16 protein-coding genes are annotated in these 18,088 nt (G+C 67.9%); 12 read left to right on the forward strand and 4 right to left on the reverse strand.

All coding sequences use genetic code 11. The features are described from left to right. Positions 1 to 166: 166 nt before the first annotated feature. The 6 genes from dusB (at position 167) to ABFA30_RS23275 (ending at position 8,233) form a co-directional block, all read left to right on the forward strand. On the forward strand, positions 167 to 1,180 hold the full coding sequence (gene dusB, locus ABFA30_RS23250) for a tRNA dihydrouridine synthase DusB (protein ID WP_225790630.1): 1,014 nt from the start codon (positions 167 to 169) through the stop codon (positions 1,178 to 1,180). Continuing rightward, entirely contained in the window at positions 1,177 to 1,497 is a 321-nt protein-coding gene (fis, locus tag ABFA30_RS23255; RefSeq protein WP_008093076.1) for a DNA-binding transcriptional regulator Fis, read from the forward strand. Before dusB ends, fis begins: the two co-directional genes overlap by 4 nt. 80 nt (positions 1,498 to 1,577) lie before the next feature. After that, positions 1,578 to 3,185 (forward strand): bifunctional phosphoribosylaminoimidazolecarboxamide formyltransferase/IMP cyclohydrolase, encoded by a 1,608-nt coding sequence (gene purH / locus ABFA30_RS23260; protein ID WP_253081005.1) that lies wholly within the window; start codon positions 1,578 to 1,580, stop codon positions 3,183 to 3,185. A gap of 161 nt (positions 3,186 to 3,346) precedes the next feature. Then, positions 3,347 to 4,642, forward strand: coding sequence for a phosphoribosylamine--glycine ligase (gene purD, locus ABFA30_RS23265; protein ID WP_225790628.1), 1,296 nt, complete (start codon positions 3,347 to 3,349; stop codon positions 4,640 to 4,642). 135 nt (positions 4,643 to 4,777) lie between these two features. After that, on the forward strand, positions 4,778 to 7,549 hold the full coding sequence (locus ABFA30_RS23270) for a hybrid sensor histidine kinase/response regulator (protein WP_253081003.1): 2,772 nt from the start codon (positions 4,778 to 4,780) through the stop codon (positions 7,547 to 7,549). 87 nt (positions 7,550 to 7,636) lie between these two features. Then, the gene (locus tag ABFA30_RS23275) at positions 7,637 to 8,233 is read left to right on the forward strand and encodes a MarC family protein (protein WP_225790626.1); all 597 of its coding nucleotides are present in this window, start codon (positions 7,637 to 7,639) and stop codon (positions 8,231 to 8,233) included. Here ABFA30_RS23275 and cobJ read toward each other — a convergent pair. From cobJ to cobG, 4 genes are read right to left on the reverse strand one after another with little or no spacing between them, the layout of a single operon-like run. Next, positions 8,211 to 9,911, reverse strand: a complete 1,701-nt coding sequence (cobJ, locus tag ABFA30_RS23280; protein WP_225790625.1) for a precorrin-3B C(17)-methyltransferase — start codon at positions 9,909 to 9,911, stop codon at positions 8,211 to 8,213. The genes ABFA30_RS23275 and cobJ overlap by 23 nt on opposite strands. A 2-nt stretch (positions 9,912 to 9,913) precedes the next feature. Next, the gene (locus ABFA30_RS23285) at positions 9,914 to 10,645 is read right to left on the reverse strand and encodes a precorrin-2 C(20)-methyltransferase (protein WP_225790624.1); all 732 of its coding nucleotides are present in this window, start codon (positions 10,643 to 10,645) and stop codon (positions 9,914 to 9,916) included. Next, the gene (locus tag ABFA30_RS23290) at positions 10,645 to 11,271 is read right to left on the reverse strand and encodes a precorrin-8X methylmutase (protein WP_225790623.1); all 627 of its coding nucleotides are present in this window, start codon (positions 11,269 to 11,271) and stop codon (positions 10,645 to 10,647) included. The genes ABFA30_RS23285 and ABFA30_RS23290 overlap by 1 nt, the downstream gene beginning before the upstream one ends. Then, entirely contained in the window at positions 11,264 to 12,595 is a 1,332-nt protein-coding gene (gene cobG / locus ABFA30_RS23295; protein WP_225790622.1) for a precorrin-3B synthase, read from the reverse strand. The genes ABFA30_RS23290 and cobG overlap by 8 nt, the downstream gene beginning before the upstream one ends. A gap of 133 nt (positions 12,596 to 12,728) precedes the next feature. Between cobG and cbiE the strand changes: the two genes are divergently transcribed. The 6 genes from cbiE (at position 12,729) to ABFA30_RS23325 (ending at position 18,055) form a co-directional block, all read left to right on the forward strand. Further along, positions 12,729 to 13,940, forward strand: a complete 1,212-nt coding sequence (cbiE, locus tag ABFA30_RS23300; protein ID WP_225790633.1) for a precorrin-6y C5,15-methyltransferase (decarboxylating) subunit CbiE — start codon at positions 12,729 to 12,731, stop codon at positions 13,938 to 13,940. After that, positions 13,933 to 15,027, forward strand: coding sequence for a cobalt-precorrin-5B (C(1))-methyltransferase (locus tag ABFA30_RS23305; RefSeq protein ID WP_225790621.1), 1,095 nt, complete (start codon positions 13,933 to 13,935; stop codon positions 15,025 to 15,027). Before cbiE ends, ABFA30_RS23305 begins: the two co-directional genes overlap by 8 nt. Continuing rightward, complete coding sequence (locus ABFA30_RS23310) at positions 15,024 to 15,761, forward strand: cobalt-precorrin-6A reductase (protein ID WP_225790620.1); 738 nt, start codon at positions 15,024 to 15,026, stop codon at positions 15,759 to 15,761. The genes ABFA30_RS23305 and ABFA30_RS23310 overlap by 4 nt, the downstream gene beginning before the upstream one ends. A 232-nt stretch (positions 15,762 to 15,993) precedes the next feature. Next, positions 15,994 to 16,431, forward strand: a complete 438-nt coding sequence (locus tag ABFA30_RS23315; protein ID WP_225790619.1) for an NfeD family protein — start codon at positions 15,994 to 15,996, stop codon at positions 16,429 to 16,431. A 26-nt stretch (positions 16,432 to 16,457) separates the two neighbouring features. Beyond that, positions 16,458 to 17,315: an SPFH domain-containing protein gene (locus ABFA30_RS23320; RefSeq protein WP_225790618.1), complete on the forward strand. Its 858-nt coding sequence runs from the start codon at positions 16,458 to 16,460 to the stop codon at positions 17,313 to 17,315. 350 nt (positions 17,316 to 17,665) lie between these two features. Then, positions 17,666 to 18,055 (forward strand): DUF2946 domain-containing protein, encoded by a 390-nt coding sequence (locus ABFA30_RS23325; protein ID WP_225790617.1) that lies wholly within the window; start codon positions 17,666 to 17,668, stop codon positions 18,053 to 18,055. Positions 18,056 to 18,088 lie beyond the last annotated feature (33 nt).

Raw genomic sequence — 18,088 nt, forward strand, 5'->3', positions numbered from 1 at the left:
GGCCCCCGCTCTCTTGCCGCTTGAAGCGCGCAGCTTGCAGCTTTCGCTATAAGCCTCGAGCTGTTCAGATTTTATCCAAATCCATCTTTATCCGGTCACCGAGAGCGGGTATCATGCCAACCCTTTTTCGGACTCCAATGATTCGGCCCCACAACAGGGAACACCTATGTCGGCGGTACGCATCGGCCCTTATACACTGCGAAACAACCTGATCCTCGCGCCCATGGCCGGGGTCACGGACCAACCTTTGCGCACGCTCTGCCAACGCCTGGGGGCGGGCATGGTGGTGTCGGAGATGGTGACCAGCGACATGAGCCTGTGGAACAGCCGCAAGTCGCGCCTGCGCCGCATCCACGAAGGTGATCCCGAGCCACGCTCGGTACAGATCGCCGGTGGCGATGCGCAGATGCTGGCGGCCGCGGCCCGGGCCAACGTCGAAGCCGGCGCCCAGATCATCGACATCAACATGGGCTGCCCGGCGAAAAAAGTCTGCAACAAAGCCGCAGGCTCTGCTTTATTGAGAGATGAAGCCTTGGTCAGCGAGATCCTCCATGCCGTCGTCGGCGCCGTGGAGGTCCCGGTGACCCTGAAGATCCGCACCGGCTGGGACCGGGCGAACAAGAACGGCCTGAACGTGGCGAAGATCGCCGAACAGGCCGGCATCCAGGCGCTTGCGGTGCATGGCCGCACACGCGCCGACCTGTATACCGGCGAAGCCGAATACGACACCATCGCTGCCATCAAGCAAGCGGTGTCGATCCCGGTTTTCGCCAACGGCGACATTACCTCGCCAGAAAAGGCCCGGGCGGTGCTGGACGCCACCGGTGCCGACGGCCTGCTGATCGGCCGTGCCGCCCAGGGGCGGCCGTGGATCTTCCGCGAGATCGAGCATTACCTGCGCACGGGCGAGCATCTGCCAGCCCCGGGGCTGGAAGAAGTGGAACGCATTCTGCTGGAGCACCTGGCCGCGCTGCATGCCTTCTATGGCGATGTGATGGGTGTACGTATCGCCCGCAAGCACGTTGGCTGGTACCTGGCGACACGACCTGGCGGCAAGGAGTTTCGCGGCCGGTTCAACGCTTTGGAAGACACACAAGCGCAGTGCGCCAACGTTCGCGCGTTTTTCCGCGAGCGTCGACAGAGCCTTGAGACAGAGGACGGACAAGGGGTGGCCGCATGACGATGATGACCGAGACTTTAGTGAGTGGAACAACGCCCGTGAGCGACAACGCCAATCTCAAGCAGCACCTCAACACGCCGAGCGAGGAGGGCCAGACCCTGCGCGACAGCGTGGAGAAGGCGCTGCACAACTATTTCGCCCACCTGGAAGGCGCCACCGTCACCGACGTCTACAACCTGGTGCTCTCGGAAGTCGAGGCGCCGCTGCTCGAAAGCGTGATGAACTACGTCAAGGGCAACCAGACCAAGGCCAGCGAGATGCTCGGGCTCAACCGTGGCACCCTGCGCAAGAAGCTCAAGCAGTACGACCTGTTGTAAAGCCAGAATCCCAATCAGAAAAGGCGGCTCCCCTAAAGAGGCGCCTTTTTTGCTGAATCCACCGCGTTATGGAATCCGAAATGACCGACCAGACTACCCGCCTGCCGATCCGCCGCGCCCTGATCAGCGTCTCCGACAAGACCGGGATCCTCGAGTTCGCCCGTGAGCTGCAACAGCTCGGCGTCGAGATCCTGTCCACCGGCGGTACCTACAAGCTGCTCAAGGACAACGGCGTGAACGCGGTGGAAGTGGCCGACTACACCGGCTTCGCCGAAATGATGGACGGCCGGGTCAAGACCCTGCATCCGAAGATCCACGGCGGCATCCTCGGCCGGCGCGGCATCGACGACGCCATCATGAACGAGCACGGCATCAAGCCGATCGACCTGGTCGCCGTCAACCTGTACCCCTTCGAGGCGACCATCGCCAAGCCCGGCTGCGACCTGCCGACCGCCATCGAGAACATCGACATCGGCGGCCCGACCATGGTCCGTTCGGCGGCCAAGAACCACAAGGACGTGGCCATCGTGGTCAACGCCAGCGACTACGCCCAGGTCCTGGAAAACCTCAAGGCCGGTGGCCTGACCTACGCCCAGCGCTTCGACCTGATGCTCAAGGCCTTCGAGCACACCGCTGCCTACGACGGCATGATCGCCAACTACATGGGCACCATCGACCAGTCGAAGGACACCCTGTCCACCGAAGGCCGCAGCGAATTCCCGCGCACCTTCAACAGCCAGTTCGTCAAGGCCCAGGAAATGCGCTACGGCGAGAACCCGCACCAGAGCGCGGCGTTCTACGTCGAGGCCCGCAAGGGCGAGGCCAGCGTCTCCACCGCCCTGCAGTTGCAAGGCAAGGAACTGTCGTTCAACAACGTGGCCGACACCGACGCCGCGCTGGAGTGCGTCAAGAGCTTCGTCAAGCCGGCCTGCGTGATCGTCAAGCATGCCAACCCGTGCGGCGTGGCCGTGGTCCCCGAGGACGAGGGCGGCATCCGCAAGGCCTACGACCTGGCCTACGCCACCGACACCGAGTCGGCCTTTGGCGGCATCATCGCCTTCAACCGCGAGCTGGACGGTGAAACCGCCAAGGCCATCGTCGAGCGCCAGTTCGTCGAAGTGATCATCGCGCCGAAGATCTCCCAGGCCGCCCGTGACGTCGTGGCCGCCAAGCAGAACGTACGCCTGCTCGAGTGCGGCGAATGGCCAGCCGAACGCGCCGCCGGCTGGGACTTCAAGCGCGTCAACGGTGGCCTGCTGGTGCAGAGCCGCGATATCGGCATGATCACCGCCGATGACCTGAAGATCGTCACCAAGCGCGCCCCGACCGAGCAGGAAATCCACGACCTGGTGTTCGCCTGGAAAGTGGCCAAGTTCGTCAAGTCCAATGCCATCGTGTACGCCAAGCAGCGCCAGACCATCGGCGTCGGCGCCGGCCAGATGAGCCGCGTCAACTCCGCCCGCATCGCCGCCATCAAGGCCGAGCACGCCGGCCTGCAGGTACAGGGCGCGGTCATGGCCTCGGACGCCTTCTTCCCGTTCCGTGACGGCATCGACAATGCGGCTAAAGTGGGTATCAGCGCTGTCATCCAGCCAGGTGGCTCGATGCGTGATGCCGAGGTGATCGCCGCGGCCGACGAAGCCGGTATCGCCATGGTGTTCACCGGCATGCGCCACTTCCGCCACTAAGTTGTTACGCGGATCTCCGGGCTGGTGGTGGAGCTTGTGGGAGCGGGCTTGCCCGCGAATGCGGCGGTGAAGGCACCATCGTATTCGCGGGCAAGCCCGCTCCCACAGAGATCCCCGCCAGCATGGAGATCCCCTGAATTCAGCGTCATCGAGGTTTTGACATGAAAGTTTTGATCATCGGCAGCGGCGGCCGTGAGCACGCCCTGGCCTGGAAAGTCGCCCAGGACCCTCGGGTCGAGAAGGTCTACGTTGCCCCGGGCAACGCCGGTACCGCCACCGAAGCCAAGTGCGAGAACGTCGCCATCGACGTCACCGCCCTGGAGCAACTGGCCGACTTCGCCGAGAAGAACGTGCAGATGACCATCGTCGGCCCCGAGGCGCCGCTGGTCGCCGGTGTCGTCGACCTGTTCCGCAGCCGTGGCCTGGACTGCTTCGGCCCAACCAAGGGCGCGGCCCAGCTGGAAGGCTCCAAGGCCTTCACCAAGGACTTCCTGGCACGCCACAAGATCCCCACCGCCGACTACCAGAACTTCACCGAGATCGAGCCGGCCCTGGCCTATCTGAAGGAAAAGGGAGCGCCGATCGTCATCAAGGCCGACGGCCTGGCCGCGGGCAAGGGCGTGATCGTCGCCATGACCCTGGAAGAAGCCGAAGCCGCGGTGCGTGACATGCTCGCCGGCAACGCCTTCGGCGACGCCGGTTCGCGCGTGGTGATCGAGGAGTTCCTCGACGGCGAGGAAGCCAGCTTCATCGTCATGGTCGACGGCCACAACGTGCTGCCCATGGCCACCAGCCAGGACCACAAGCGCGTCGGCAACGCCGACACCGGCCCGAACACCGGCGGCATGGGCGCCTACTCCCCGGCCCCGGTGGTGACCCCGGACGTGCACCAGCGCGTGATGGACCAGGTGATCTGGCCGACCGTGCGCGGCATGGCCGAGGAAGGCAACGTCTACACCGGCTTCCTCTATGCCGGCCTGATGATCGACAAGGCGGGCAACCCCAAGGTCATCGAGTTCAACTGCCGTTTCGGCGACCCGGAGACCCAGCCGGTCATGCTGCGCCTGGAGTCGAGCCTGGTGCTGCTGGTCGAGGCGGCCTTCGCCAAGGCCCTGGACAAGGTCGAGGCCCAGTGGAACCCGCAGCCGAGCCTGGGCGTGGTCCTGGCCGCCGGCGGCTACCCGGGCGACTACCAGAAAGGCGCGGCGATCAGCGGCCTGGACGCCGCCGCCCAGCTGGACGGCAAGGTATTCCACGCTGGCACCGCGCTGAAGGACGGCCAGGTCGTGGCCAACGGCGGGCGCGTACTCTGCGCCACCGCCCTGGGCGACACCGTCGAGGCTGCCCAGCGCCAGGCCTACCGCCTGGCCGAGCAGATCCAGTGGGACGGCAGCTTCTACCGTACCGACATCGGCTACCGGGCCATCGCCCGCGAGCGTGGTGAGCACCAGCAGTAACCTGCACCGGATCGCCGTGCCGCCTTGGGCGCACGGCCTCCGGCTCGTCGACAGGGCCCCCGGGGGGCCTTGCCTTCGCCTTGGCGCGCCGCGCATAGTTGTTATCCGGCACATCAGCTAAGAAGGGACTTCGTCTTGCGTCGGCTTCGGATTGCCATTGCCCTGTTCGTCAGCCTGCTGACCCTGCTCTGCCTTCCTCCGGCCTCGGCCGAACCAGGTGGTGGCTGGTCCGTTCTGCTCGACGAGCAGGCCAACCTGCAATTGAGCGACGTGCGCTCCGACCGCTACCGCAACCAGTTCAGCCCCCTGCAACTGTTCGAGCTCAACGCCGCCTCTGCCGACCAGGCCCTGTGGCTGCACTACCGGCTCGAGCCCCGGGAGCAGGAGCGCCTGCTGCGCATCTTCGCCCCCGACCTGTCACGCCTGGACCTCTACGCCCTGGATGGCGAAAAACTGCTGCGCCAGCTGCACCACGGGCGCCAGGGCGGCAATGCCAGCCCCACCCTGCGCGGCAGCGACCATGTGCTGCCCCTGCCCAACAGCCCCCATGCGCTGGACATCTACGTGCGCCTGGTCTCGGAGCATCAGCTGCGCCCAGCCATCAGCCTGGAGGATGCGGCCTCGGCCGCCACCGACCAGAGCCAACCGCTGCTGTTCGGCCTGCTGTTCGGCGGGCTGGCCATGCTCATCCTGCACAACCTGATCCGTTTTCTGTACACGCGCTCCAGCACGACCCTGGTCCTGGCCCTCTACCACGGCCTGATGCTGCTCAGCGCCCTGATCCTGCTCAACCTCAGCGGCCCCTGGTGGCAGCTGTGGCACAGTGCCCAGACGCCCGCCGCCTACCTGACCCTGGTGCTGGCGGGCCTTGCCGGGCTGTACTTCACCCTGCGTTTCTTCGGCCCCTGCAGCTCGCCCAGGCTCAACCGCCTGCTGCATGGCGAAATGCTGGTCGTCGCGGTCAGCGGCCTGGTGCTGCTGTTCGTCGACACCCTGCCGCTCAACCTGATGACCTACGCCCTGCTCGCCCTCGGCAGCGTGAGCATGCTGCTGGCCAGCGCCTACCACTGGTACAAGGGCTACGGGCCGGCGCGCCTGTTCACCGTCGCCATGCTGGTGTTCAACCTCGGCGGCCTGGTGCTGCTGCCGGCCTTGCTGGGGCTCACCCGCACCTCGACGCCCTGGCTGCTGTGCATCCTCATGGGCCTGACCGTGGCCAGCGGCCTGCTGCTCAACCTGGCGGTCAGCGAACGCCTGCGCAAGATCAGCGACGAGCGTTACCGCGCCAGCCGCGCCCTGGCCGCCAGCGATGCCGAGATCAACGCCAAGGCCGAGTTCCTGGCCAAGATCAGCCACGAGATCCGCACGCCGATGAACGGTGTGCTGGGCATGACCGAGCTGCTGCTCGGCACGCCGCTGTCGGTCAAGCAGCGCGACTACGTGCAGACCATCCACAGCGCGGGCAACGAGCTGCTGACCCTGATCAACGAGATTCTCGACATTTCCAAGCTCGAGTCCCGGCAGATCGAGCTCGATGATGTGCAGTTCGACCTCAACGCGCTGATCGAGGACTGCCTCAACATCTTCCGGGCCAAGGCCGAGCAGCAGAACATCGAGCTGATCAGCTTCACCCAGCCCCAGGTGCCGCGGGTCGTCAGCGGCGACCCGACGCGCCTGCGCCAGGCCCTGTCGAGCCTGCTGGAGAACGCCCTGAAGAACACCGTGCAAGGCGAGATCCTGCTGGTGGTGGCCCTGGACCAGCGCGGCGATGTCCCGCGCCTGCGCATCGCCGTACAGGACAGCGGCGAACCGATGCCCTCGGCCGAGCGCGACGCCCTGTTGCAAGCCGAGCTGCACAGCCACCAGTTCCTCTCCAGCAGCAAGCTCGGCGGGCACCTGGGGCTGATCATCGCCAAGCAACTGATCGGCCTGATGCAGGGCGAGTTCGGCATCAAGAGCAGCACCAGCATGGGCAACACCCTCTGGCTGACCTTGCCCCTCGACCCGCTGCGCCTGGAGCAGCCGCCTGCCGACCTGGACGGCCCGCTGCGCGATGCGCGGGTGCTGGTGGTGGACGACAACGACACCTGCCGCAAGGTCCTGGTGCAGCAGTGCAGTGCCTGGGGCATGAACGTCAGCGCCGTGCCCTCGGGCAAGGAGGCCCTGGCCCTGCTGCGCACCAAGGCGCACCTGCGCGACTACTTCGATGCCGTGCTGCTGGACCAGAACATGCCCGGCATGACCGGCATGCAACTGGCGGCCAAGATCAAGGAAGACCCGAGCCTGAACCACGACATCCTGGTGGTGATGCTCACCGGCATCAGCAATGCGCCAAGCAAGATCATCGCGCGCAACGCCGGGGTCAAGCGCATCCTGGCCAAGCCGGTGGCCGGCTATACCCTCAAGACCACCCTGGCCGAAGAGCTGGCCCAGCGAGGCCGCGAGCAAGCCGCCCCACCCTCCCTGGCCGGCACGCCACCACCGCTGGACCTGCCCAGCGATTTCCGCGTGCTGGTCGCCGAGGACAACAGCATCTCGACCAAGGTCATCCGTGGCATGCTCGGCAAGCTCAACCTCGAGCCGGATACCGCCAGCAACGGCGAGGAAGCCTTGCAGGCAATGAAGGCGCGGCGCTATGACCTGGTGCTGATGGACTGCGAGATGCCGGTGCTCGACGGTTTTTCGGCCACCCAGCAACTGCGCGCCTGGGAAACCGCCAACCAGCGCCAGCGCACCCCGGTGGTGGCGCTGACCGCGCACATTCTCAGCGAGCACAAGGAGCGTGCGCGCTTGGCCGGCATGGACGGGCACATGGCCAAGCCGGTGGAGCTGTCGCAACTGCGCGAGCTGATCCAGTTCTGGGCGAGCCAGCGGGCCGCCACCTCGGACCCGTTGCAGACATCCTGAGATTCAGGGGCGCTCCCCGCGATTGCCGCGCCGCCGCTGCGACTGCTGATACACTTGCCCACACCCTCCCCGCCATGGATCCGGACCATGTTCCATGAGTTGTTCAGCGTCTACCTGAAGATGCTCGTGCTCTACAGCCCATTCTTCGTGCTGTCGTGCTTCATCAGCCTGACCCGCGGCCACTCCAGCAAGGAGCGCAAGCAACTGGCCTGGCGCGTGGCCATCGCCGTGCTGATCGCCAGCGTGCTGCTCTACCTGTTCGGGCGGGTGATCTTCGGCGTGTTCGGCATCACCGCCGACGCCTTCCGCATCGGCGCCGGCAGCGTGCTGTTCATCTCCGCCCTGGGCATGGCCCAGGGCAAGTCGGCGGTGCAGGCCGACAACGTGCAGCAGGACGTGACCATCGTGCCGCTGACCATCCCCCTGACCGTCGGCCCCGGCACCATCGGTGCGCTGCTGGTGATGGGGGTGAGCCAGCCGCACTGGGACGACAAGCTGCTGGCCATCGTCAGCATCGCCCTGGCCAGTTTCACCGTGGGCCTGGTGCTCTACCTCTCGCACCGCATCGAACGCCTGCTCGGCGACCAGGGCCTGCAGATCGTCAGCCGCCTGATGGGGCTGTTCGTCTGCGCCCTGGCGGCGCAGATCATCTTCACCGGGATCAAGGGTTACCTGGTGCCGTAGGGTACCAGCGCGGCGTGTACACCCACTGGCCGCCCCCGGCAGTCTCGAACACGCACGTGGTGGACGAGCCGACCAGCACCAGGGTGCGCATGTCGACCATCTCGGGCACCAGCTCGCCCAGGGTGACGACCCGCAGGGATTGCCCCGGCCGGCCGATGTCGCGGCCGAGCACCACGGGCGTGTGCGCAGCGCGGTGCCGACGCACGATGTCCAGCGCCTGCCCTAGCTGCCACGGCCGGGCCCGGGAGATCGGGTTGTAGAACGCCAGCACCAGGTCGGCCTGGGCCGCCAGGTCCAGGCGTTGCTCGATGATCGACCAAGGCTTGAGGTTGTCCGACAGCGACATCACGCAGAAATCGTGGCCCAGCGGTGCGCCAGCCTGGGCAGCCGTGGCCAGGGAGGCGGATACCCCCGGCAGGACCTGCAGCTCGACCCGGTGCCAGGCTGGGTCGGTGGACATGTGCAGCGCCTCGAGCACCGCGGCGGCCATGGCGAACACGCCTGGATCACCCGATGACACCACCACCACCGAGCGCCCCTGGGCCGCCAGCGCGAACGCATGGCGAGCGCGCTGCATCTCCTCGCGGTTGTCGGTGCAGTGCAGCACCTGGTCGTCGCGGAACGGGCCGGCCATGCGCACGTAGGTCTCGTAGCCGAGCACGTCCTGGGCGCGGGCCAGTTCGGCCTTGACCGCCGGCACCATCAGCTCGGCGGCGCCTGGGCCCAGGCCGATCACGGCCAGGCGACCACGCCGGCGGCCGATCCGTTCGATCGCCACCGGCGCAGCGGCGATGGCCAAGGCCAGAGCGCCGGCGCTCTCCAGGCGTGCCTGGGGCAGCGCCTCGGCGAGCATCTGCGCCGGGCTCGCCGCAGCGGGGGCGAAACGCAGGGCAACGCCCAGCGCTTGCGCAGCCTCGTGCAAGGCAGGCTCGGCCATGTCGGCTTCGCTCGCCAACAGGCAGGCCAACGCAGGTTCGGCGATGCCCGCCGCTTGCAGCGCGGCCCGCACGCGCTGCGTCAGGTCAGCGACACCGGCAGCGACAGCCACCACGACACAGCGCGAATGGATCAGCAGTTCGTCACGGCTGGCCGGGCGCGCGGCGCAGCCCACATGAATGATGCGCTGGGCGCTGTCGCTTGCCGGCAACTGCGCCTGCTCGAGCCAGGGCGCATCGCCCTCGATACGTACCGCCTCGCCCGCGAGCAGGTCGCAGACGAAACGCTTGCCCTGCTCCAGATCCGCCAGGGCATAACCCTCGGGCGGATCGAGCAGGCACGTGCCGAAGCGTAGCTCGCCACTGGTGGTGATCGCCGCTGCCACGCCCAGCGCCTCGCCGAGCACCCGGGCCATGGCGTTGACCCCGCCCAGGCCACCGAGCAGCGGCACCACGGCGCTGCCGTCCTCGGCCACCGCCAGCACCGGCGGCTCGGCGCCCTTTGCGTCCAGCATCGGGGCCAGGCTACGGATGACGATGCCCGCCGCGCACAGGGCGATGATCGGGGTGTCCTGCTGGTAGAGCTGGCGCAGGGTGTCGCCGAAGCGCAGGTACTGCACGTCGACGCCCTCGACACGGCCCTGCAGGCCATGGATCGACGCCCGTGGATAACACTGCTGGATACGCCGCGCCGTGGCCAGGCTGCCGGGGCCGAGCACGACGATGGCGGGTGCCTTGTGCATGTTCATCCCTGCCATTTTTCACCCGGCACGACGATCAGCGAGAAGTACGGCGACGACTGCGGGTCCACCTCGTCCAGCGGGACGATCTTCTGGTTGGCCATGGTCGCCCGCTCGACGTACAGCGCACGCCGCTCCAGCCCCAGCTCGCCCAGCACCTGGCGCACCTTGGGGAAGTTGCGCCCCAGCTTCATGATCACCGCCGCATCGGCATCGGCCAGGCGACGCTTGAGCTCGTCGTGGGGCAGCACGCCCGACAACACCGACAGGCTCTGGTTGCGATACACCAGCGGCGCGCCCAGCACCGAGGCGCCACCGAGCATCGAGCAGACGCCCGGCACCACCTCGGCCGGGTAGCGCTGGGCAAGGCGGTCGTGCAGGTACATATAGGAGCCATAGAAGAACGGGTCGCCCTCGCAGATCACCGCCACGTCGCGGCCAGCATCCAGGTGCGCCGCCACCTGCAGGCTGGCTTCGTCGTAGAAGTCGCTGATCACCTGCTCGTAGGACAACGGTGCCGGCAGCACCTCGGTGGTCACCGGGTAGACCAACGCCAGCAGGGTTTGCGCCGGTTGCAGGTGCGCCTCGATGATGCCGAAGGCATTGCCGCGCTTGCCCTTGGCCACGAAGTAGGCCACCACCGGCGCTTCGCGCAGCAGGCGCAGGGCCTTGACCGTGATCAACTCCGGGTCGCCGGGGCCGACGCCCAGGCCGAGCAGACGTCCACGTGGCTGCATCACTCCACCTCCGTGGCCAGGGCGTTGACGGCGGCGGCGGCCATGGCGCTGCCGCCCAGGCGGCCTTGCATGATCACGAACGGCACGCCACGGCTGTCGGCAGCGAGCATGGCCTTGGATTCGGCCGCACCGACGAAGCCCACCGGGAAGCCGAGGATCAGTGCCGGCCTGGGTGCGCCGGCGTCGAGCATCTCCAGCAGGTAGAACAGCGCGGTCGGGGCATTGCCGATCACTACCACGCTGCCCTCCAGGTGCGGGCGCCACAGTTCCAGGGCCACCGCCGAACGGGTGTTGCCCAGCTCGCGGGCCAGGTCCGGCACGCTCGGGTCGCGCAGGGTGCAGATCACCTCGTTGTGGGCCGGCAGGCGTGCGCGGGTGATGCCTTCGGCGACCATGTGCGCGTCGCAGAGGATCGGCGCGCCCTTGGCCAGGGCTTCGCGCCCGGCACGGCCAGCGCCCTCGGAGAATTGCAGGCCATCGATGGCCTCGACCATGCCGCAGGCATGGATCACCCGCACGGCGAGCTTCTCCAGGTCGGCGGGAATCCGCTCGAGACGGGCTTGCTCGCGGATGATCCGGAAGGAATTGCGATAGATCTCCTGACCATCGCGGATGTAGTCAATCATCAAGGTGCTCCGTGGGCAGGTCGAGCAGGGCGCCTGCTTCTTCTGGGGTGAGGTCGGTCGCGCGCAGCACACCGAATCCTGGCAGGCGCGCATCACGCAAATACAGGTCGTAACGGCCCGGTGCACGGGCCAGCAGGGTGGCCGGGGCGACATGGGCCACGGCGCAGGAACGGGGGCAGCCAGACAGGTGCACGCTGCCCGGGCCGCCCTGGTGCAGCAGGCCGGCGAGCACGACGGCATCGGCCTTGGTATCGGCCTGGGCCTTGGCGCAGCCACGGCTGCCGGTGCAGGCGACCAGGCGCGTCAACGGTTGCCCGGCGCTGCACAGCAGGCCCAGCGCCGCCAGTTCGGCCAGGCCCTCGTGGGCACGCGCAGGGTCGAAGCCGGGCAGCAGCAGGCTTTGCCAGGGGCTCAGGCGCAGGCTGCCATCGCCGGCCTCGCGCGCCAGCCGGGCAGCGCCGCGCAGCATGGCCGGGGTCAGTCGCCCCAAGGGCGGGGCGACGCCCAGGGCAAGGCCCTGGCGCTGGGGCAAAACACCCAGCCATTTGGCCCGGGATGCCGGGCGCCGCCAAGCGAGCACGGCCGCATCACGCCGGATAGCCAGCCCCAGCCCCGCGACGAAGGCGTCGGCCGGGCACGCATCGAGCAGATGGCGCATCCGCGACTGCTCCGGCCTCGCCAGGTCGAGGAAGCGCTCCAGCACCGCGCGAACCAGGGCCAGGCCCTGCTCCACCGGCACGGCGCCCAATGCCCGCTGCTGCGCCGGGCAACCCGCCAGGCCGAAGGCCAGCCAGGTACGCTGCTCCAGCCGCACGGCCGACAGCCATAGGTCATGGGGGTGTTCGAGCATCGCCAGGCCTTCGCCGCCATCGAGCTGCACGGCGAACTTGGCCGACAGCTCGTGCAGGCGCGGGGTGGTTTCCAGCATCCGCAGGAGCTGCGCCGCCAGCGGGCGAACATCGAGCAGCATGAGGGGGTCGAGGCCGGCCAGGGGGCTGAGCATCAGGTTGCGCACATCGTCGCCAGCCGCCTCGCGTGGGCCCAGGCCGGCGGCCAGCAAGGCGTCGAGCAGGCCGTGGTGGTCGGCGCCGATGCCACGGACCTGCAGGTTGCCACGGTTGGTCGCCTCGATCACACCGCCGGCGAAACGCTCGGCGGCATCGGCCACGGCGTCGGCCTGGTCGGCCAGCAGCACGCCACCGGGCAGCTTGATCCGACAGATCCCGCCGTCACGGGCCGTGACGATGCGCCACAACCCCGGGCAGGCCGAGGGGCGGGGCGAAACGTCGGGGGCGAGGACCTGCGTCAAAGGGGCATCCGGCAATCGTGAAAGTGCGCTTGAGTGTAGAAGGCGCGGTATTATGCCTGCTTTGCTCGACGGCATGAAAAACCGGCGGTCGAGCGTGATGATTCCGGGACCGCTTCGCGCCCCCGATTGATGGATGAGCAAGCAAACAATGACCCCCTGGCTGACAGTAGTAGGCATCGGCGAAGACGGCTTCAGCGGCCTGGGCAAGCAGGCCCGCCGCGCCCTGCTCTCGGCCTCGCGGATCTTCGGCAGCCCGCGCCAGTTGGCGCTGCTCCCGCGCTGCGTGGTCGGCGAACGCAACCACTGGCCCAGCCCCTTCGCGCTGGCCCCGCTGCTGGCCCTGCGCGGCGAGCCGGTCTGCGTGCTGGCCAGCGGCGATCCGATGTTCTATGGCGTCGGCGCCAGCCTGGCGCGGCAGCTCCCCGCCGGGGAAATGCAGGTGCTGTCGATGCCGTCCTCCTGCGCCCTGGCCGCCGCCCGCCTGGGCTGGCCCCTGCAGGAGGTGCAGGTGCTGTCGATCGTCGCCCGCCCCCTGGCCACGCTCAACGCCCAGCTCCACAGCGGCGTGCGCCTGTTCGTCCTGAGCAATGACGGCGACAGCCCGGCCGCGATCGCCGCGTTGCTGCGCGAGCGCGGTTTCGGGCCGAGCCGGATGCATGTCCTGGAACACCTCGGCGGGCCACAGGAGCGTCAGCTGTCCGGTACCGCCGAGGACTGGCCGCATACGCACGTCGCCGCCCTCAACCTGGTGGCCCTCGAATGCCTCGCCGCACCCGACGCACCTCGCCTGCCTTGCACCGCCGGCCTACCGGACAGCGCCTTGCGCCACGATGGCCAACTGACCAAGCGCGACGTACGCGCCATCACCCTGGCCCGCCTGGCGCCCACCCCAGGCGAACTGCTCTGGGACGTGGGCGCAGGCTGTGGCTCCATCGGCATCGAGTGGATGCGCGCCCACCCCAGTTGCCGAGCCCTGGCCATCGAGGCCGACGAAGGCCGCCAGGCGTTCATCGAGTACAACCGCGATGAGCTCGGCGTGCCCGGCCTGCAACTGATCCGGGGCAAGGCGCCCGAAGCCCTGGTCGGCCTGGAACGGCCCGATGCGATCTTCATCGGCGGCGGAGTCACCCGTGAAGGCGTGCTGCCCCTGTGCTGGGAACGGCTGCGCCCCGGCGGACGGCTGGTGGCCAACGCCGTGACCCTGCAGAGCGAACTGGCCCTGGCGCATTTTCGCCAGGCCCATGGCGGCGAGCTGACCCGTATCCATGTGGCCCAGGCCCAGCCGCTGGGTGCCTTCGACACCTGGCGCCAGGCCTTGCCGATCACCCTGCTCGAGGTGGTGAAGCCCGCCGATGCGTGAAGAAACCCGCGAACGGCCCGCGCCCCTGCGCAGCGGCCTGACCACTGGCAGCTGCGCCACCGCCACCAGCCTGGCCGCGGCGCGCCTGCTGCTGACCGGCCAGTGCGACGATGCCGTGCGCATCACCCTGCCCAAGGGCAGGCAGGTGCAGATGCGCCTGGAGTTCTGCCGCCGCGAGGGCGAAAGCGCCGAGGCCGGCACCTTGAAAGACGCCGGCGACGACCCGGACGTGACCCACGGCGCCCTGCTCTACAGCCAGGTGCGCCTGCTCGCCGAGCCCGGCATCCGCTTCGTCGCCGGCAAGGGGGTGGGCACCGTCACGCGCCCAGGCTTGGTCCTGCCGGTGGGCGAGCCCGCCATCAACCCGGTACCACGGCGGATGATCAGCGAGCACCTGCAACAACTGGCCGATGCCTGCGCCTACGATGGCGGCTTCGAAGTGACGGTCAACGTGCGCGACGGCGAGCAGCTCGCCCTGAAGACCATGAACCCGCGCCTAGGCATCCTCGGTGGGCTGTCGATCCTGGGCACCAGCGGCATCGTCCGGCCGTTCTCCTGCTCGGCCTACATCGCCTCGATCCAGCAGGGCATCGATGTCGCCCATACCAATGGCTACACGCATATCGCCGCGTGCACCGGCAATGCCAGCGAGGACACCATGCGCCGGGTCTACGGCCTGCCGGAAATCGCCTTGATCGAGATGGGCGACTTCGTCGGCGCGGTGCTCAAGCACCTGCGCAAGGTGCCAGTGGCGCGCCTGAGCCTGTGCGGCGGCTTCGGCAAGATCAGCAAGCTGGCCGCCGGGCACATGGACCTGCACAGCCGCAGTTCGAGCATCGACCTGCCGCAACTGGCCGGCTGGGCGGCACACATCGGCGCCGACGCGGCCCTGCAGGCGGCGATCGTCGGCGCCAACACCAGCCAGCAGGCCCTGGCCCTGGCCCATGCGGCAGGCGTGCCCCTGGGCGATGCGGTGTGCACCCATGCTCTGGCCTTCGCCCGCAGCGTGGTGCCCGCCCAGGTGCAGGTCGAGGTGTTCGCCATCGACCGCCAAGGCGGCATCGTCGGCCAGGCGGGCGTGCAATGAGCAGGCGCATCCTGCTGTTGGGCGGCATCAGCGAGGCGCTGGCCATCGCTCGCCAGTTGGGCCCTGAGCATGTCTACAGCCTGGCCGGCATCGGCCGCGTCCCCCAGGACCTGGCCTGCCAGGTGCGGGTCGGCGGCTATGGCGGCGCCGAAGGGCTGGCGACCTACCTGCGCCAGGGCGGCATCGACCTGTTGCTCGACGCCACCCACCCCTACGCCGCGCAGATCAGCCGCAATGCCGCGCAGGCCGCGCAAGCCGTGGGCATCCCCTGCTGGGCCCTGCGCCGTCCGGCCTGGCAGGCGCAACCCGGTGACGACTGGCGCGAGGTGGCGGGCTGGGCCGAGCTGATCGAAGCCCTCGCGCCCTTCCAGCGCCCGCTGTTCACGCTCGGCCGCGAACCCCTGCAGCACCTGGACGAGATCCCGCCACGGCAGTTCTGGACCCTGCGTGCTCTGGAGGCCTGCCCGGGCAACGCACGCTGCGAGGTGATCGGCGCCCGTGGACCGTTTCGCCTCGAGGACGAGCGCGCGCTGTTCGAACGACGGCGGATCGATGTGCTGGTGAGCAAGAACAGCGGCAGCGCCGCCACCGAACCGAAGCTGGAGGTGGCCCGGGAACGGGGCGTGCCGGTACTGGTGCTGAAGCGGCCGGTGCTGCCTGGCGTGGATCGCGAGTTCTCGGATGTTCGCCTGTTGCGGGAGGCCATTGGCTGCTTCGTATCCGCTCGGGTGTAACATAGATTCCATTGATGTATGTGCACCTCGGCATAGAACGGACGTTCATTGCCAGGGAAGCTCGCCATCTTGCGCGTGGGAGCCTGACTGGCGTCAGCCAACTGACCCGCTCCAGCGAATCCCCTGACAGCGAAAACGGAAAACCTTCCCTGCACAGCGGGCGGCATCGGATGGCCGTTTGCCGCCCCCATGCCTTAAACTCTTTCCCCCTCTCTTGGAAGGCCTTGCCCATATGGAAATGCAATGGTGGATCTGGCTCGTCTTCGGCGTGGCGTTGATCCTGCTGGAACTGGTCCTGCCGACGTTCTTCATCCTCTGGTTCGGCATCGGTGCCGTGCTGGTGGCGTTGATCGCCCTGCTCGCGCCCAGCCTGCAGCTGGACATGCAGGTGTTGCTCTGGGTGCTGCTCTCCTCCGTCACCACCGCCTTGTGGTTCAAGCTGTTCCGGCGCAAGAAGCCGGACGTACGCTGGACCGCCGACAGCGTGATCGGCGAGGTCGGCCTGCTGACCCTGGGCGTCTCGGAGTTTCAGAAAGGCCGCGTGCGTTTCCAGAAGCCTGTGCTCGGCAACGAGGAATGGGTGTGCATCGCCGACAGCGAGATCCCCGCCGGCGAGCGCGTGCGCCTGGCCGCCATCGAAGGCAACACCGCCCGGGTCACCCGGGCCTGAACCCGCATTAAAAGGAAGTTCACCCCATGACCAGCCTCATCGTCGTCGCCGCCCTGGCCCTGTTCGTCCTCGTCACCGTGTTCAAGGGGGTACGTATCGTGCCCCAGGGCGAGGAATGGATCGTCGAGCGCCTGGGCCGCTACCACAACACGCTCAAGCCCGGCCTGAACATCGTCATCCCCTACATGGACGTGGTCGCCTACCGCCTGCCGACCAAGGACATCATCCTCGACGTGCAGGAGCAGGAGATCATCACCCGCGACAACGCGGTGATCGTCGCCAACGCCCTGTGCTTCGCCAAGGTGGTGGACCCGCAGAAGGCCTCCTATGGCGTGCAGAACTTCTCCTTCGCCGTCACCAGCCTGACCATGACCTCGCTGCGAGCCATCGTCGGCGCCATGGACCTGGACGAAGCGCTGTCCAGCCGCGAGCAGATCAAGGCGCGCCTGCGCGAAGCCATGTCCGAGCAGACCGAGGACTGGGGCGTGACCGTGCGCTCCGTGGAGATCCAGGACATCAAGCCGTCGGAGAACATGCAGGTCGCCATGGAGCGCCAGGCGGCGGCCGAGCGTGAGCGCAAGGCCGACGTGACCCGCGCCGAAGGCGCCAAGCAGGCCGCGATCCTCGAGGCCGAGGCGCGCCTGCAGGCGGCCAAGCTGGACGCCGAGGCGCAGATCAACCTGGCCGAGGCCTCGGCCCGGGCCATCTCGCTGGTCAAGGAAGCGGTCGGCAGCGAGACCGTGCCGGCCATGTACCTGCTGGGCGAGCGCTACATCGGCGCCATGGAGAACCTGGCGGGCAGCGACAATGCCAAGGTCGTGGTGCTGCCCGCCGACCTGCAGGAGACCGTGCGCGGGCTGCTGGGGCGCAACAAGGCGGTCTGATCGAGCAACGTTCTTCGCGGGCAAGCCCTTGCCAGACACCGGTGCGGCATTGGGGCTGCTTTGCAGCCCATCGCCGGCAAGCCGGCTCCCACCAGAGTCCTCTGCAAGGCACATGATTCGTGAGCACCACCGGCCCTGTGGGAGCCGGCTTGCCGGCGATGGGGCGCGAAGCGGCCCCAAAATGGCAGTGAACTGACCATCATGGGGGTAAGCCCAATCGACCGCGCTGTGCACAACACCCCGGCCTTATACCGAAGGGCCGCCCCAGCCTGCGGCACTTCACCGCACCCCGGCATTTTTTCCTATACTCGGCCTTACAATGACCACCTGATTCCTGACCGGATCTCTCCATGACCTCACGTCGGCACATCGCCTGGATAGCCTGCTTGGCAGTGCTGTTCAACCTGCTGGCCATGCCGCTGTCCTCGGCCGCGCCCAAGGGGCCGGCCGAGCAGTTGCTGTGGGGTGCCTTCTGTTCCAGCGTCGCCGGCAAGGCCAAGGTCGATGTACAGGCCCTGGCCAAGATCGACCTTGGCCAGCAAGGCGACGATCATTCGGCCATGCAGCACTGCTGGTGCTGCTCCGGCACCGCGCCGCTGCTGGCCCTGCCGGGCCATGCCCCGCAGTTGCGCAGCCCTGCGGCGCAGTTCTTGGGCCATGCCCCCCAACTCGCCGCCTACCAGCCCACACCGCGCCAGCAATGGCCCGCGCTCAATCCCCGCGCCTCTCCCCTGGCTTGAGTTCACCGCACCGTCGCCCTGAACCCGAACAGA

Origin of the sequence: Pseudomonas sp. HLMP (assembly GCF_046365545.1) — a bacterium.
GTDB classification, from domain to species: Bacteria; Pseudomonadota; Gammaproteobacteria; order Pseudomonadales; family Pseudomonadaceae; genus Aquipseudomonas; species Aquipseudomonas guariconensis_B.

Bases quoted from the DNA above. Each gene is read 5' to 3' on its own strand.
- dusB (WP_225790630.1), top strand. From the start codon at position 167: ATGTCGGCGGTACGCATCGGCCCTTATACACTGCGAAACAACCTGATC.
- fis (WP_008093076.1), top strand. From the start codon at position 1,177: ATGACGATGATGACCGAGACTTTAGTGAGTGGAACAACGCCCGTGAGC.
- purH (WP_253081005.1), top strand. From the start codon at position 1,578: ATGACCGACCAGACTACCCGCCTGCCGATCCGCCGCGCCCTGATCAGC.
- purD (WP_225790628.1), top strand. From the start codon at position 3,347: ATGAAAGTTTTGATCATCGGCAGCGGCGGCCGTGAGCACGCCCTGGCC.
- ABFA30_RS23275 (WP_225790626.1), top strand. From the start codon at position 7,637: ATGTTCCATGAGTTGTTCAGCGTCTACCTGAAGATGCTCGTGCTCTAC.
- cobJ (WP_225790625.1), bottom strand. From the start codon at position 9,911: ATGCACAAGGCACCCGCCATCGTCGTGCTCGGCCCCGGCAGCCTGGCC.
- ABFA30_RS23285 (WP_225790624.1), bottom strand. From the start codon at position 10,645: ATGCAGCCACGTGGACGTCTGCTCGGCCTGGGCGTCGGCCCCGGCGAC.
- ABFA30_RS23290 (WP_225790623.1), bottom strand. From the start codon at position 11,271: ATGATTGACTACATCCGCGATGGTCAGGAGATCTATCGCAATTCCTTC.
- cbiE (WP_225790633.1), top strand. From the start codon at position 12,729: ATGACCCCCTGGCTGACAGTAGTAGGCATCGGCGAAGACGGCTTCAGC.
- ABFA30_RS23305 (WP_225790621.1), top strand. From the start codon at position 13,933: ATGCGTGAAGAAACCCGCGAACGGCCCGCGCCCCTGCGCAGCGGCCTG.
- ABFA30_RS23310 (WP_225790620.1), top strand. From the start codon at position 15,024: ATGAGCAGGCGCATCCTGCTGTTGGGCGGCATCAGCGAGGCGCTGGCC.
- ABFA30_RS23315 (WP_225790619.1), top strand. From the start codon at position 15,994: ATGGAAATGCAATGGTGGATCTGGCTCGTCTTCGGCGTGGCGTTGATC.
- ABFA30_RS23320 (WP_225790618.1), top strand. From the start codon at position 16,458: ATGACCAGCCTCATCGTCGTCGCCGCCCTGGCCCTGTTCGTCCTCGTC.
- ABFA30_RS23325 (WP_225790617.1), top strand. From the start codon at position 17,666: ATGACCTCACGTCGGCACATCGCCTGGATAGCCTGCTTGGCAGTGCTG.